The sequence below is a fragment of the Pollutimonas bauzanensis genome (assembly GCF_040393045.1).
Classification (GTDB): domain Bacteria; phylum Pseudomonadota; class Gammaproteobacteria; order Burkholderiales; family Burkholderiaceae_B; genus Pollutimonas; species Pollutimonas bauzanensis_A.
The window spans coordinates 15,003-28,263 of the sequence record NZ_JBEBUX010000045.1; the positions used below are offsets into that span (position 1 = coordinate 15,003).

Annotated in this window: 14 protein-coding genes; 6 read left to right on the forward strand and 8 right to left on the reverse strand. The window is 57.2% G+C overall.

From position 1 onward, the window contains the following. Positions 1 to 11: 11 nt before the first annotated feature. The 3 genes from ABWO67_RS09095 to phoB form a co-directional block, all read right to left on the reverse strand. Positions 12 to 443: a VOC family protein gene (locus ABWO67_RS09095; protein WP_353150627.1), complete on the reverse strand. Its 432-nt coding sequence runs from the start codon at positions 441 to 443 to the stop codon at positions 12 to 14. A 198-nt stretch (positions 444 to 641) separates the two neighbouring features. Then, the gene (gene phoR / locus ABWO67_RS09100; protein WP_353150629.1) at positions 642 to 1,931 is read right to left on the reverse strand and encodes a phosphate regulon sensor histidine kinase PhoR; all 1,290 of its coding nucleotides are present in this window, start codon (positions 1,929 to 1,931) and stop codon (positions 642 to 644) included. Between the two features lie 52 nt (positions 1,932 to 1,983). Next, on the reverse strand, positions 1,984 to 2,685 hold the full coding sequence (gene phoB / locus ABWO67_RS09105) for a phosphate regulon transcriptional regulator PhoB (protein ID WP_353150632.1): 702 nt from the start codon (positions 2,683 to 2,685) through the stop codon (positions 1,984 to 1,986). A gap of 209 nt (positions 2,686 to 2,894) precedes the next feature. Here phoB and ubiE point away from each other — a divergent pair, with 209 nt between their 5' ends. The 6 genes from ubiE (at position 2,895) to ABWO67_RS09135 (ending at position 8,540) form a co-directional block, all read left to right on the forward strand. Beyond that, positions 2,895 to 3,692: a bifunctional demethylmenaquinone methyltransferase/2-methoxy-6-polyprenyl-1,4-benzoquinol methylase UbiE gene (ubiE, locus tag ABWO67_RS09110; protein ID WP_353150634.1), complete on the forward strand. Its 798-nt coding sequence runs from the start codon at positions 2,895 to 2,897 to the stop codon at positions 3,690 to 3,692. 215 nt (positions 3,693 to 3,907) lie between these two features. Then, positions 3,908 to 4,876, forward strand: coding sequence for a Tim44 domain-containing protein (locus tag ABWO67_RS09115; protein ID WP_353150637.1), 969 nt, complete (start codon positions 3,908 to 3,910; stop codon positions 4,874 to 4,876). Positions 4,877 to 4,997: 121 nt separating this feature from the next. Further along, a complete protein-coding gene (locus ABWO67_RS09120) occupies positions 4,998 to 5,633 on the forward strand; it encodes a ubiquinone biosynthesis accessory factor UbiJ (protein WP_353150640.1) in 636 nt (211 codons plus the stop codon). A gap of 2 nt (positions 5,634 to 5,635) precedes the next feature. After that, positions 5,636 to 7,195 carry a ubiquinone biosynthesis regulatory protein kinase UbiB gene (gene ubiB / locus ABWO67_RS09125; RefSeq protein ID WP_353150643.1) on the forward strand — a complete coding sequence of 520 codons (1,560 nt, stop codon included), beginning with the start codon at positions 5,636 to 5,638 and terminating at the stop codon, positions 7,193 to 7,195. Between the two features lie 11 nt (positions 7,196 to 7,206). Beyond that, entirely contained in the window at positions 7,207 to 8,058 is an 852-nt protein-coding gene (locus tag ABWO67_RS09130; RefSeq protein ID WP_353150646.1) for a ferritin family protein, read from the forward strand. Continuing rightward, positions 8,055 to 8,540, forward strand: a complete 486-nt coding sequence (locus tag ABWO67_RS09135; protein WP_353150664.1) for an adenylyltransferase/cytidyltransferase family protein — start codon at positions 8,055 to 8,057, stop codon at positions 8,538 to 8,540. The genes ABWO67_RS09130 and ABWO67_RS09135 overlap by 4 nt, the downstream gene beginning before the upstream one ends. Here ABWO67_RS09135 and ABWO67_RS09140 read toward each other — a convergent pair whose 3' ends face one another. The 5 genes from ABWO67_RS09140 to ABWO67_RS09160 form a co-directional block, all read right to left on the reverse strand. Continuing rightward, entirely contained in the window at positions 8,541 to 9,884 is a 1,344-nt protein-coding gene (locus tag ABWO67_RS09140; protein WP_502929989.1) for a TolC family outer membrane protein, read from the reverse strand. Next, positions 9,885 to 10,565: a protein-L-isoaspartate O-methyltransferase family protein gene (locus ABWO67_RS09145; RefSeq protein ID WP_353150652.1), complete on the reverse strand. Its 681-nt coding sequence runs from the start codon at positions 10,563 to 10,565 to the stop codon at positions 9,885 to 9,887. It lies immediately after the preceding gene. Between the two features lie 139 nt (positions 10,566 to 10,704). Next, complete coding sequence (gene thiD / locus ABWO67_RS09150; protein ID WP_353150655.1) at positions 10,705 to 11,526, reverse strand: bifunctional hydroxymethylpyrimidine kinase/phosphomethylpyrimidine kinase; 822 nt, start codon at positions 11,524 to 11,526, stop codon at positions 10,705 to 10,707. 9 nt (positions 11,527 to 11,535) lie between these two features. Next, on the reverse strand, positions 11,536 to 12,333 hold the full coding sequence (locus ABWO67_RS09155) for a thiazole synthase (RefSeq protein ID WP_353150658.1): 798 nt from the start codon (positions 12,331 to 12,333) through the stop codon (positions 11,536 to 11,538). A gap of 101 nt (positions 12,334 to 12,434) precedes the next feature. Continuing rightward, a partial coding sequence (locus ABWO67_RS09160) for a cobalamin-binding protein (RefSeq protein ID WP_353150661.1) occupies positions 12,435 to 13,261 on the reverse strand: 827 nt, incomplete at its 5' end.

A 13,261-nucleotide genomic window follows, 5' to 3' on the forward strand; every position in this document is an offset into this window, starting at 1 on the left:
TCGCTACAGCCTTATTTGGCGAACAGGGATTCAATGTTCTTGAATGCCTTGAACTCCAAGGCATTGCCCGATGGATCCAGGAAGAACATGGTGGCTTGTTCGCCGACTTCACCCTTGAAGCGAACATAGGGCTCGATGACGAATTTGGTGCCGGCATCCTGGAGTTTCTTTGCCAGGTTTTCCCATACGCCCATGTCGAGCACTGCGCCGAAGTGGCGTACGGGGACGTTATGGTCATCGACGTTGTTGGTTTGGGTGTTGCCGCACTCTTCGGGGGACAGGTGGGTGACGATTTGGTGGCCGAAGAAATTGAAATCCACCCATTCATTGGATGAACGGCCTTCGGGACAGCCCAGCAGGTCGCCATAAAAGGCACGCGCTTCGGTCAGGTCGCGCACGGGGAAGGCAAGGTGGAAAGGAGGAATAGTGTTTTGCAAAGACATGAAGTGCTCCGGGTTTCAGCGACTGTGGGCGCAGGCCTGCTCTGGTGGGCCTGCACGGTTGATTTTAATGGCATTCGGGCGGAGTTGCCGCGCTTGATGCCCGACTATGCATCATGCAACGGTTTGCGGGCCTAATCAAGGCCCTTGGGATTCATGTCAGTGGCCAGATCCAGTTTCGGATCTGGCAGTGGCGCAGCTTTAGCGAGCCAGGCGAGAAGGGGGGAATGTCAGCGAGAACAGGCTGCCTGCACCGAAGCGGCTGTGTATGGTCAGTTCGGCGTTGTGGCGCATGGCAACATGCTTGGTAATTGCCAGTCCCAGACCGGTACCGCCGGTGGCGCGCGAACGCCCACGGTCGACCCGGTAAAAGCGTTCGGTCAGGCGCGGAAGATCTTGCGATGCGATGCCTATACCGGTGTCTTGCACCGAATAGCAGGCATGGCCGCTTTCGGTCAGGTACCAGCTGACCGTAATCGTGCCGTCTTTTGGGGTGTATCGGATGGCATTGGTCAGCAGGTTGGATACCGCCGAGGCCAGCTCGGTTTCTATGCCGGTGACGCACAAGTCCTGGGCAATGTTTTCAACAAAAACGTGTTGGCCTTCGGACAGTATTTGTCCTTGCTGCAACGCCTTATGGATGATATCGGCCATCTCTACAGGTTCGCCGCTGGCCGTCGGGGACGACTCCAGCGTGGACAGCGTCAGCAGGTCGGCAACAATCGCCTGCATGCGCTGGGCCTGTTCCAGCATCATGTTCTGGTAGCGCGCTTTTTGCTCTGCACTAAGCGATTCAGCCGGCATATCGCGCAGGGTTTCCAGGAAGCCCGACAGCACCGTAAGCGGTGTGCGCAATTCGTGCGATACGTTGGCGACGAAGTCCTTGCGGGTGGTTTCCAGTTTTTCGACCTGCGTGACGTCGCGTGTCACGATAAGGAACTGGCCCACGCCGTAGGGTGTCAGCTGAACAAGCAGCGACTTTTCCTGATTGTCGTTTTGCAGATGCAGCAATATCGGACCGGGCCACTGATGTTGCCTTGCATAACGCGCAAATTCGGGCGCCCGCAGAATATTGAGGATGCTGTGGTTGCGATCGGTCTCCAGGTTCAGGCCGATATGTTCGCTGGCCGTCTGGTTGCACCATGTCAGTTGCATGGACTCATTCAGGGTAATGGCCCCGTCCGGCAAGGCTTCGGCAGCCAGCATGATGCCATCCACATGCCGCTGCATCATGGCGATGTTGTCCCTGTCCTTGCGCAATTTGCGGTAAATGGGGGCCAGTACTTCATCCCAGGGGCCCAGCGAAGGAGGAGGGGGCGACTCGATATCCTTGACCCAGCGCGATATGCGCGATAACTGCAGGCCACTGACGAGAATCATGCAGACCAGGCCGAAAGAAAACAGCCCCCATCCAATATTGGCGCCCAGCCAGCTGCCGATAAGCCATCCTAATGCTGCCCATAAACCTATGGAAATTAAAGTCTTGATCATGCTTCTAACGTTTTATGGGCGATGGCTCGGGGACTGGCTGGTACAGAAAAATCTATGCCAACCTGGGTGGATTCGCGGTAAATCGGTATCCGGCGCCGCGCACTGTTTCAATATGATTTTCGTGGCCGCTGGGCTCCAGGGCTTTACGCAGGCGCCGAATATGCACATCTACTGTGCGCTCTTCGACGAACACGTGGTCGCCCCATACCTGGTCAAGCAATTGAGCCCGCGAAAACACTCTTTCTGTGTGTGTCATGAAAAAGTGTAGCAGGCGAAACTCTGTCGGGCCGACAGTCAGCGCTATTCCGTTGCCGGTGACGCGGTGAGTGGCAGGATCCAGCTGTAATGTGCCGACCTGGATCAGGTCATCGGTAAGTTGGGGCGCGCGCCGCCGCAGTACAGCTTTGATGCGCGCCATTAGCTCTTTTGGCGAGAATGGCTTGGTGATGTAGTCATCGGCGCCGGCTTCCAGGCCTTCAATCTTGTCGTGCTCAGCGCCTTTGGCTGTGAGCATGATGACGGGAACCTGGCGGGTGCGTTCGTCGGAGCGCAGCTTTCTGGCCAGTGTGATGCCCGAGGCGCCAGGAAGCATCCAGTCCAGCAGTATCAGGTCGGGAAGTTCGGCGCGTATCAAGGTCTGGGCCTGTTCGGCGTCGAAGGCGCGCAGCACCTTATGACCGGCGAAAGACAGGTTTACCGATATTAATTCCTGGATGGCGGGCTCATCTTCTACAACAAGTATCGTGGTGCTCATGGTGCCTGGTCACTAATAAAGGTGGATCGTAGTTCGGAAATATGCATGGCCCCCATCATATGGCTTAAATATTTCAGGTTTGTGAAAACCACGAAGGAGTTTCAAGTTTCATCGAAATATAGAATGTATTTAAAGTTTCACTTAAACGCCGCAGGAGTTTCGGTTTTATCAAATCCAATGGCGGGATAATGTTGTACGATTATCAAATCATGCAAAATACCCGTACTTCCTCTTCAGAAACCGATACGCCTCAATCCCAGTCTTCCGGGCCGGAAGCCAGTACGCATTTTGGCTTCAAAACGGTCGGCGAACACGAAAAGGCGGGCAAGGTGGCCGAAGTTTTCCATTCGGTAGCCAGCCGTTACGACGTCATGAACGATTTGATGTCGGGCGGGCTGCATCGGATCTGGAAAGCGTTCACTATAGGCCGTGCCGATATCCGCCCAGGCATGAAAGTGCTTGATATCGCCGGCGGCACAGGTGATTTGGCCCGCGCTTTTGCAAAGCGGGCAGGCCCGTCGGGCGAAGTCTGGCTAACCGACATCAACGATTCCATGCTCAGGGTAGGGCGCGATCGCCTGGCCGATAGCGGCCTGATTATTCCCACCGCAGTTTGCGATGCCGAAAAGCTGCCTTTCCCTACAGGCCATTTCGATCGCGTCAGCGTGGCTTTCGGTTTGCGCAACATGACCCATAAAGACCGGGCGCTCGCCGAAATGCGGCGCGTGCTCAAGCCGGGCGGCAAGTTGCTGGTGCTGGAATTTTCCCGCGTGGCCAAGCCTCTGGCGCCGGCTTACGATTGGTATTCCTTTAACGTATTGCCGTGGCTAGGCAAGAAAGTGGCTGGCGACGAAGAAAGCTACCGCTACTTGGCTGAATCCATCCGCATGCATCCCGATCAGGCTACATTGGCAGGCATGCTTGAAGAAGCCGGGCTATCCCGCGTGCGTTACTTCAATCTCACCGCTGGCCTGGTTGCCCTGCACGAGGGCGTCAATCTCGGCTGAATTCTGGGTCTTGCCGCGCCAGCCGCTCTGTAAACGGCTGGTGGTTCTGTGTTTATTTCTTGTAAATAATTGAACCTTTTCCAACAGCACGGTCCTACATTATGCTAATGTTCAGCTTCTAGTAAGAAATTTACTTTTTGCTACTACTGAATTCATCAAACGAAATCTATATTTCGGCGCTGCGCCCCAAGCGCACCGCAACACAGGAGCAATCTATGTCTCATCGATTTTCCCGGCTTCTCGCCGTTGCCATGCTGGTAGTCTCGGCTGGCGCCATGCTTTCGGTGTCATTCGACGCCGAAGCCCGCCGTATGGGCGGGGGCAAAAGCTTCGGTCGTCAATCGTCCAACGTAACGCAGCAACGTCAAGCGGTTACCCCGCCTGCAGCCAATAACATGACTCGCTCGGCGGCGCCTGCTGCTGGCGCAGCTGCCGCGGGCACTGCTGCTAAAAGCGGCATGTCGCGCTGGCTGGGCCCAATTGCCGGCATAGCCGCCGGGCTGGGTATTGCCGCATTGCTTTCCAGCATGGGCCTGTCGGGCGCCTTCCTGGAAATGATGTCCAGCATGTTGCTGATTGGTTTGCTCATCTTCGGCGTCATCTTCATTGTGCGCAAATTGCGTGGCGGTGCTGCCCGTCCGGCAATGCAACAGGCCGGAAATGGTCCATTGCATCGCCAGAATGCCCAGCCTGAAAGCAATCAGTCTCAGAACACCTGGCGTGAAGCCAGCCAGCCGGTTTCGGCAGCTCCTGTCGCTGCGGTCGCACCAGTGCCTGCCGCTCCGGTAGATGAAAAATGGTTCGTACCCGCCGACTTCGATACGGCCGCGTTCCTGGCGAATGCCAAGTCACAGTTCATCGAGATCCAGGCGGTATGGGATAGCGGCGATACCGATAAGCTGCGCGAGTTCATGACTGACGACCTGATTGCTGAAGTCAAGCCGGAAATCCTGGCACGCGCTGAAGGGTCCGTGACGCAGGTTGTGCTGCTTAACGCTGAACTGCTCGGCATCGAAGCCGTATCCGGCGGCCACCTGGCCAGTGTGCGCTATTCGGGCATGCTGCGCGAGGCCAAAGAGGCTGAAGCTTTCCGTTTCGAAGAAGTCTGGAACCTGTACAAGGCCGACGGCGCAGGCTGGTTGCTGGCTGGTATTCAGCAGATTCCGGTAGAGTTCGCCAGTTAATCTGATGGCGTAGCCGTAGCGCGTAAAAAGGGCACCTCAAAGGTGCCCTTTTTGTACTGTTAAACTCAAGCTATTGCCATATATGGTTACCTGAATCCGGCTTCGCCGCATAACTCTCAACATGTTTCCTTTGCCTCTATTTCTTGCCCCGACCGCCCTGTACGCGCGCGCGCTTAATAAGCTGCTGCAACGCGAAGGGTGGGCGCGCGACCGCTTAAGCCGCCATTCGGGCAAAACGGCGCGGTTCATCGTCGGCAATCTGAAAATGAGTCTGACGATACAGGCGGGTGGTTTGGTCCAATCTTCAGACCCCGCAGTAGTGCCGGATGTCACGCTGACCATTCCGCAAAACAGGGTGCCTGAACTGCCCGCGGTACTTCGGGCGCGCGATCCCGCTCTTATTACCGAATTGATGCATATCGAGGGCGATGCCGGGTTGGCGCAATTGGTTTCCGACCTGGCGCGGGACTTGCGATGGGATGTTGAGGAAGATTTATCAAAGCTGGTTGGCGACATGGCTGCCCGGCGCTTGCTGCAGGCGGGCAAAACCCTGGTCGGCGGTATTCAATTGTCGGCGACTCGCCTGGCGGGAAATGTGGGCGAGTTCCTGTCTGAAGAAAGCGGCATGATGGCAAGCCGCCCGGCTTTCAGCGACCATATGGCGCGCTTGCAGGGCTTATGCGCCAGGCTGGATCTTCTGGAAGCCAGGGTAGCGCGTCGGGCCGAGGCGTCTCGCAGCGCCGGTTACAAGGCCTGATCATGTTTACCTTCTTTCGCCTGCTTCACATTATTTTTGTTGCCTTGCGTTTCCGGCTTGATGAGCTCGTGCTGTCGGGTATCAAGCACCCCGTAGCCTACGGTTTGCTGCGTGTCGTGCGGCTGGGGCGTGCGCCCAAGATGGCGCGCGGCGTGCGCTTGCGTATTGCCCTGGAATCGTTGGGGCCTATCTTTGTCAAGTTTGGCCAGGTGCTTTCCACTCGGCGCGACTTGATCCCGCTTGATATCGCCATCGAATTGGCGTTGCTCCAGGATCGTGTGCCGCCGTTCCCATCGGATCAGTCCGCCGCGCTGATCGAAGCGGCCCTGGGGGCGTCGCCCCATACGTTATTCAAGCAATTCGACGCCGATCCGGTTGCTTCGGCGTCAATAGCGCAAGTGCATTTTGCGGTATTGCACGATGGCCGGGAAGTCGCCGTCAAAGTACTGCGCCCCGGCATGCGCGAAATCATAGAAAAAGATTTGACCTTATTGCGGACACTGGCGGCGCTGGTGGAGCGCCTGGCTGCCGATGCGCGCCGCCTGAAGCCGCGGCAGGTCGTAGCCGAGTTCGATATTTACTTGCATGACGAGCTTGACCTTATCCGCGAAGCGTCCAACTGCAGCCAATTGCGGCGCAATTTCGGGCCTGACACGGGGCGCAGCCAGTTATTGATGGTGCCCGAGGTGGTGTGGGAATATTGCGCTACTTCTGTGTTCACCATGGAGCGCATGCGCGGCATTCCGGTCAGCCATATCGAACGCTTGAAGGCTGCCGACATCGATATCAAGCAATTGGCCCGTACCGGTGTGGAAATATTCTTCACCCAGGTGTTTTCTGATGGCTTCTTCCATGCCGACATGCATCCGGGTAATATTTTTGTTTCAGATGCCCCCGATACGCTGGGCCGCTATATAGCGCTGGACTTCGGTATTGTCGGCTCTTTGTCCGAGTTCGACAAAAATTACCTGGCGCAAAATTTCCTGGCTTTTTTCCAGCGCGATTACAGGCGGGTGGCGCAGCTGCATATAGAGTCAGGCTGGGTGCCCGCCACAACACGGGAAGAAGACCTTGAAGGGGCCGTACGCGCGGTTTGCGAGCCTTATTTCGACAGGCCTTTGTCGGAAATCTCGCTGGGCCAGGTGTTGTTGCGCCTGTTCCAGACCTCGCGCCGGTTTAACGTCGAAATTCAACCGCAACTGGTATTGTTGCAAAAAACCTTGCTGAACGTCGAGGGCATGGGGCGGGAACTCGACCCCAACCTGGACTTATGGCAAACCGCCAAGCCCTACCTTGAAAATTGGATGCACGAACGCATAGGCCTCAAAGGTCTGCGCAAGCGACTGGATAAAGAAGCCAGCCAATGGGCGCAGATTCTGCCGCAAATTCCGCGGCTTGTTTATTCCAACCTTAATAGAGCTGACACAGGGCCTAGGTTAAACTTGGAAATTGAACGCCTGCGTCGTGCGAGTCAACAGACGAACCGCCTACTGACGGCGCTTACAGCTGTCTTGGCAGTGGCTGTAGGTGTGGCCATCTGGGCGCTTACGCGTCATATTTAAGAGAGATTTCTATGCTTTATCCTGAATTGTTCAAATCGATGGAAGCGGTGCGCTGGAACATGGGCACCGATATTCCCTGGGATGAGTACGACGCCAGCAAGCTGACGGACGACCAGGCCTACACGATCAAGATGAATGCCATTACCGAATGGGCTGCTCTACCGGCAACGGAAATGTTCCTGCGCGACAATCGTGACGACAGCGATTTTTGCGCTTTCATGTCGGTATGGTTTTTTGAAGAGCAGAAGCACTCGCTGGCGCTCATCGAATACCTGCGCCGTTTCCGCCCCGAGCTCGTACCGACCGAAGAAGAGCTGCATAAAGTGCGTTTCGAATTTGATCCTGCACCGGCAATGGAAACCCTGATGCTGCATTTCTGCGGCGAAGTCCGCCTGAACCACTGGTATCGCCGCGCTGCGGACTGGCATACCGAGCCGGTCATCAAGGCGATATACAAAATTATCGCCCAGGACGAGGCGCGTCATGCTGGCGCCTACCTGCGCTACATGAAGCGTGCCCTCGTGCATCAAAGCAAGGAATTCGGCGCGAGCGCCCGAATTTCTTTTGCGAAGATCGGCGTCTTGATGGCTTCGGCACATCGCACACCGCAAGCTTTGCATCCGACGAATTTGCACGTCAATAAAGAGATGTACCCGCTGGATACTGTCCAGTCCAAGCTGCCATCGCCGGGCTGGCTGGAAAACTGGCTCGATAACCAGATCCAGTTCGACAAAGAATGGGAAGGCAAGGTCAGTTCGCGGATTCTGCACAATATGTCGTTATTGATGGAGACCAGTTTCAACACGGTGCAAGATTTGAATCGTTACCGTAAAGAATTGCTCAAGGACGTGGCGCCGGCATAATGGTGGCGCGTTTCGAGTCCAAAGTGCTGTCGCGGGAGGCCTGCGTTGCCGCAGTGCAAGGCGGCGCTTTTCCGCGCCCGCTGATTTTCACCAATGGCGTATTCGACATCCTGCATCGAGGTCATGCCAGTTATCTTGATGAAGCTGCGCAATTGGGTGCAACACTGGTGGTGGCGCTCAATACCGATGCATCGGTGCGGCGGCTGGGCAAGGGCGATGATAGGCCGCTGAATACGCTGGCCGACAGGGCAGCCCTGGTTGCGGCGCTGGCCTGCGTTACGGTGGTAACCGACTTCTCCGAAGACACGCCGCAGGCCCTGATCGAGCAGTTGCGGCCAGATGTGATTGTCAAGGGCGGCGACTACGATATGGATAGCTTGCCCGAGACCGCCAGCGTAAAAAGCTGGGGTGGGACAGCCGTGGCAATTCCGTTTGAGTTCGAGCGTTCCACGACGAAACTGTTGAACAAGATAAGGGGTTGATTACCGCTTTTCTGTGAGCAGCTGGTTAATAGCGACAATATCCTGATCAGTCAGAATGCCGCTGCTGGCTTTTAGCTTAAGGCTGCTCATCAGGGTGTCGTAGCGGGTGCGCGACAGGTTGCGCTGGGTTTCGTACAGTTGTTGTTGCGCGTTCAGTACGTCGATACTGATGCGTACGCCTACCTCGTAGCCGATTTGGTTGGCATTCAGCGAGGCAAGGCTGGATTTTTCAGCCGCTTGCAAGGCATTGATCTGGGCAATCCCCGAAGTGACGCCTGAATAGTGTTGTTGCGTGGACTGCACGGCTTGCCGTTTGGCTTCTTCCAACTGGTATCGTGCCTGCTGCAGCCGCGATGCCTCTTCGCGCACGACAGATGATATTTCCCCACCCGTAAAAATAGGAATGGATAACTGTATCCCTACGGTGCTGTCCAGCGATCGCGGCCCACTGGGCCCATTGCCCGTGTTGTACAGACCGTTGTCTGAAGCGCTGCCGGTTTGCGCGCGCAGGCTGACGGTGGGGTAGTGCTGGCTTTTTGCGATATCAATCTGTTTTTCGATAATCTTGGCGGTCAGCTCGGCCTGGGCCACAGCCAAATTCGCATAAGAGGATTGAGTCGTCCAGTCGCTAAGCCGGTTAGGCACAGGGCCTGGCAATACCGTATCGGGAGCCAGTTCGGCGAGTTGGGAAGGACGCTCGTTGATGATCTTGGCCAATAGGTCCTGGCTGACCTGCAAGACGTTTTGCGCCCGCAGTTCGCCGGCATTGATCAGGTCAAGGCGAGCCTGGGCTTCGTAGGTGTCGGCGATAGTGATACTGCCGAGTTCGAAGCCCTGCTGGGCCGCCCGCAACTGGGTCTGGATGGCGCTTTTTTCTGCTTGCAGCGCCCGTATGGTGTCCTGGGCCGCAAGCACATCGAAGTAGGCCTGGGCGACACGCAACACCAGATCCTGGTAGGCCGCTTCTTGTACTACGTCGGCTGACTTGGCGATGTAGCCAGCGCGTTCAAGCGCGCCCCACGCACCGATGTTTACGATTGGCTGGACGAGGGTGAGCGCCCATAGCGCACGACGGTTGCTGTTGTTGTCATTCAGTCCGCGAAGGCGGCGAGTGTCTTCGACTTCGGCAACCGCGTCGGCGCTAATATAGGGGAGCAGTTGTGCCCGTGCTTGCGGGATTTTTTCCTGATCGGCATTGCGGCCGGCGCGGCTGGCCGCATATATAGGATCGCGCTGCAGCGCCATTTGCCATATTTGCAGAAGATCTTGAGCACAGACTGGGGCCACGCCGCCAATAAGCGCCAGCGTAAGGCCAAACCTCACATACCAGGAGGCTGGGCACATCTAGAACTTGAATTGGGAGACCGAAGCGCCGCGCAACGGTTTAATGACGGTGTCGAACAGGCTTTTAGTCTCGAAGCTGGCAGCGCTGGTGCGAGTAATGCGGCAGGCTGTCATGACGGGATTTTGCCCCACTACGACGACCAGCCGCCCGCCTATGCGCAACTGATACTTGAGCGCGTCGGGAACGACAGGCACAGAACCGCTAAGCAATATGGCATCGTATTCGGTAGTGCCCCATCCCGCATGGGCGTCACCGGTTTCGACTTTGACGTTGTCGATGTGGTTGCGTTGCAGGTTCTGCAAGGCAAAGGCGGCTAGACGGCTGTCGACTTCGACGCTGGTTACTTGCTGGGCCAGCTTGGACAGCAGGGCGGCCTGGTAACCTGATCCAGTGCCTATTTCCAGCACGCAGTCCGTCGGTTTGAGTTGCAGTTCTTGTGCAAGCCTGGCCTCGACCTTGGGCGTCAGCATGACTTCGCGCGTGTCCACTGAGTTAATGATCAGGGGGAGCTCGACATCGGAGAAAGCCATGCCCTGCAAGGGAGCGGGGACATAGCGCTCGCGCTGGACTTCGAAAAGTGCCTGCAGCACGTCGAAATCAAGCACTTCCCAAGGCCGAATTTGTTGTTCGACCATGTTGAATCGGGCTTGTTCGATTTCTGAAAGTGCGGTGACGTTCATAGCTTCTACAAAAGAAAAAGAAATAGGATTTTTTATAGTAGCGCAAGGCGGTCAAAATGCTAGCCGACACTAGGCGCATACCCTATCTACTATAGCTTATTTGCCGGATTCGGTGCGCGTTGTCGCGCCATGGTTAGCGTCAGGTCGGCGACGGCCACCAGGCATGAAAGTGTTGCACCGGCCCGTGGCCTGTGCCCACGCTGAGTTCGCCTGACCGGGCAATGGCCGCAACCAGGTAAGCCTTGGCGCGAGTTGCGGCCTCGGGCACGTCGTTGACCTGCGGCAATAGCGCCGCCAGCGCCGCCGACAGGGTGCAACCCGTGCCGTGAGTGTTACGAGTGGCGATGCGACGTCCGGGAAGTTCTATCATGCGGTCGCCGTCGTGAAGAATGTCGATGGTGTCGTCGCCGGGCAGATGGCCGCCTTTAAGAAATACCCAGCGGTGTCCGTGGTCGTTGAGCAGGCGGCGCAGTTTTTCCGCAACCCGCCGCATTTCCTTGACTGATTCGACTGAGCTTGAACCCAGCAATACCCCCGCTTCCGGCAGGTTGGGAGTCAGCATGGTGGCCAGCGGCAGCAGACTTTCGCGCAATTCGGTGATTGCCGCGCTTTCCAGTAAGTGGTCGCCGCTTTTAGCGACCATGACGGGGTCAAGTACCAGGTGGGCGGGCTTCCAGTGGGCCAGGCGCTCTGCTACGGCGCGTGTTACCAGCTTTTGGCCGAGCATGCCGATTTTTACGGCGTCTATGCGCACATCGGCAAACAGGGTGTCGATTTGCGCGACCACGAATTCGGGCGGGATAGGCGAAATGGCGGTGACGGCATGGGTATTCTGGGCTGTGAGCGCGGCAACTACGGCAGTGCCGTAGGCGCCCAGCGCGCTCATTGTCTTGATATCGGCCAGTATGCCTGCGCCGCCCGACGGGTCAACGCCGGCGATCGTAAGAGTATTTGGGATCATGTGCAGGTATTAGGCCTTGGGTTGGATCAAGCCTTCGGTTGGCGAACTGGGGTCGGCGCTATAGAACTTTCGTGGTACGCGCCCTGCCAGGAAGGCTTCGCGGCCCGCTTGTACGGCTTTATTCATGGCGCTGGCCATAAGAATAGGGTTCTTGGCGCCAGCGATGGCAGTGTTCATTAGTATGGCGTCGCAGCCCAGCTCCATGGCGACAGCGGCATCGGACGCCGTGCCGACACCCGCGTCGACCAATACCGGAACTTGCGATTGGTCGATGATCAGGCGCAGATTCCACGGGTTCAAAATGCCCATGCCCGAACCAATAAGCGATGCCAGCGGCATGATGGCCACACAGCCCAGGTCTTCGAGCATGCGGCATTGTATGGGATCGTCGGTGCAGTACACCATGACTTTGAAACCGTCGGCGACCAGGGTCTTGGCAGCTTCCAGGGTGGCAGGCATGTTGGGAAACAGATTGTCTTTGTCGCCCAGCACTTCCAGCTTTACCAAGTTGTGGCCGTCCAGCAGTTCGCGCGCCAGGCGCAGGGTGCGCACGGCGTCTTGGGCGGTATAGCAGCCCGCGGTATTGGGCAGAATGGTGAACTTGGATGGCGGCAGGAAGTCCAGCAGATTGGGCTCGCCTGCATTCTGGCCTATGTTGGTGCGCCGTATGGCGACGGTAACGATTTGGGCGCCGCTGGCATCGATCGCCAGGCGGGTTTCTTCGAAGTCTTTGTATTTTCCCGTGCCGACGAGTAAGCGCGAGGTGTAGCTGCGGCCAGCAAGGGTAAAGGTATCTGCTTGATTCATGGTTTATGGAAAATAGGTAGGCGACGACGACAATGTAAAAGCATAATCCATTTGGGCTGCTCGCGGTGGGGTTGCCTGGCGCGCGGCAGGGGTATCCGGCCTTACCCTTTGCGTACCTTGTCCAAATATTGGCAAAGCGACTCGGCGGCTTCGATCAGGCGCGGGCCGGGGCGAAAGAGCTTGTCGGGATCAATACCGTATATATGTCCTTGCCTTGCCGCTGGCAGGCGCAGCACGGACCACCGCTGTCGGGCCTCTGCCAGGCGTTGGTCGTCGATGGCCGGTGCGATGATGGCATCGGGTTGCAGGACCAATACGCTTTCCGCACTGACTTGTGGCGCGGCGATGGCCGTGCTGCCATAAATATTGACGCCGCCGCAGATGCGCAGGACATCGTTAAGCAGCGGGTCATTGCCTATCGTGTAAAGGGGAGTCGTACCTATTTCTATAAAAACGGAAACAGGGGCTCTTTGGGCGTAGCGTTGTTCCAGCTCGCGCAGCCGGCCTGCCAATGCGCTGGCCGCTGGATCGGCAATGCGGCTGGTATCGAATAATTTGCCAAAGCGAATGATTTCGGCGGGAATGTCTTGCAGCGCGCGCGGCGCAGAGTAAATAAGCGGTATATGCAGCCTGGTCAGCATGGGCGTCAGCGTCGTTGCTGCCCCTGACGCTTGCCAGGCGATGACGACGTCGGGACGTACGGCCAGTGCTTTCTCTACCTTGATATTCAGGCCGTCCCCGATGATGGGGATGTCGAGCGCGGCTTCCGGATAATCGCTGCCGATCACGGTGCCGACGATTTTGTCGCCGGCACCTGCGGCGAAGATAAGCTCGGTAATGTGCGGGGTCAGCGAGATCGCGCGTTCGGCCCGAATCGCGTCGCCGGATTCCTGCCGGTCGACACCCGGTTGCGCGTGCGCAGGCTGGC

Bases quoted from the DNA above. Each gene is read 5' to 3' on its own strand.
- ABWO67_RS09120 (WP_353150640.1), top strand. From the start codon at position 4,998: ATGTTTCCTTTGCCTCTATTTCTTGCCCCGACCGCCCTGTACGCGCGC.
- phoR (WP_353150629.1), bottom strand. From the start codon at position 1,931: ATGATCAAGACTTTAATTTCCATAGGTTTATGGGCAGCATTAGGATGG.
- ubiE (WP_353150634.1), top strand. From the start codon at position 2,895: ATGCAAAATACCCGTACTTCCTCTTCAGAAACCGATACGCCTCAATCC.
- ABWO67_RS09115 (WP_353150637.1), top strand. From the start codon at position 3,908: ATGTCTCATCGATTTTCCCGGCTTCTCGCCGTTGCCATGCTGGTAGTC.
- phoB (WP_353150632.1), bottom strand. From the start codon at position 2,685: ATGAGCACCACGATACTTGTTGTAGAAGATGAGCCCGCCATCCAGGAA.
- thiD (WP_353150655.1), bottom strand. From the start codon at position 11,526: ATGATCCCAAATACTCTTACGATCGCCGGCGTTGACCCGTCGGGCGGC.
- ABWO67_RS09130 (WP_353150646.1), top strand. From the start codon at position 7,207: ATGCTTTATCCTGAATTGTTCAAATCGATGGAAGCGGTGCGCTGGAAC.
- ABWO67_RS09095 (WP_353150627.1), bottom strand. From the start codon at position 443: ATGTCTTTGCAAAACACTATTCCTCCTTTCCACCTTGCCTTCCCCGTG.
- ABWO67_RS09140 (WP_502929989.1), bottom strand. From the start codon at position 9,884: ATGTGCCCAGCCTCCTGGTATGTGAGGTTTGGCCTTACGCTGGCGCTT.
- ABWO67_RS09155 (WP_353150658.1), bottom strand. From the start codon at position 12,333: ATGAATCAAGCAGATACCTTTACCCTTGCTGGCCGCAGCTACACCTCG.
- ABWO67_RS09145 (WP_353150652.1), bottom strand. From the start codon at position 10,565: ATGAACGTCACCGCACTTTCAGAAATCGAACAAGCCCGATTCAACATG.
- ubiB (WP_353150643.1), top strand. From the start codon at position 5,636: ATGTTTACCTTCTTTCGCCTGCTTCACATTATTTTTGTTGCCTTGCGT.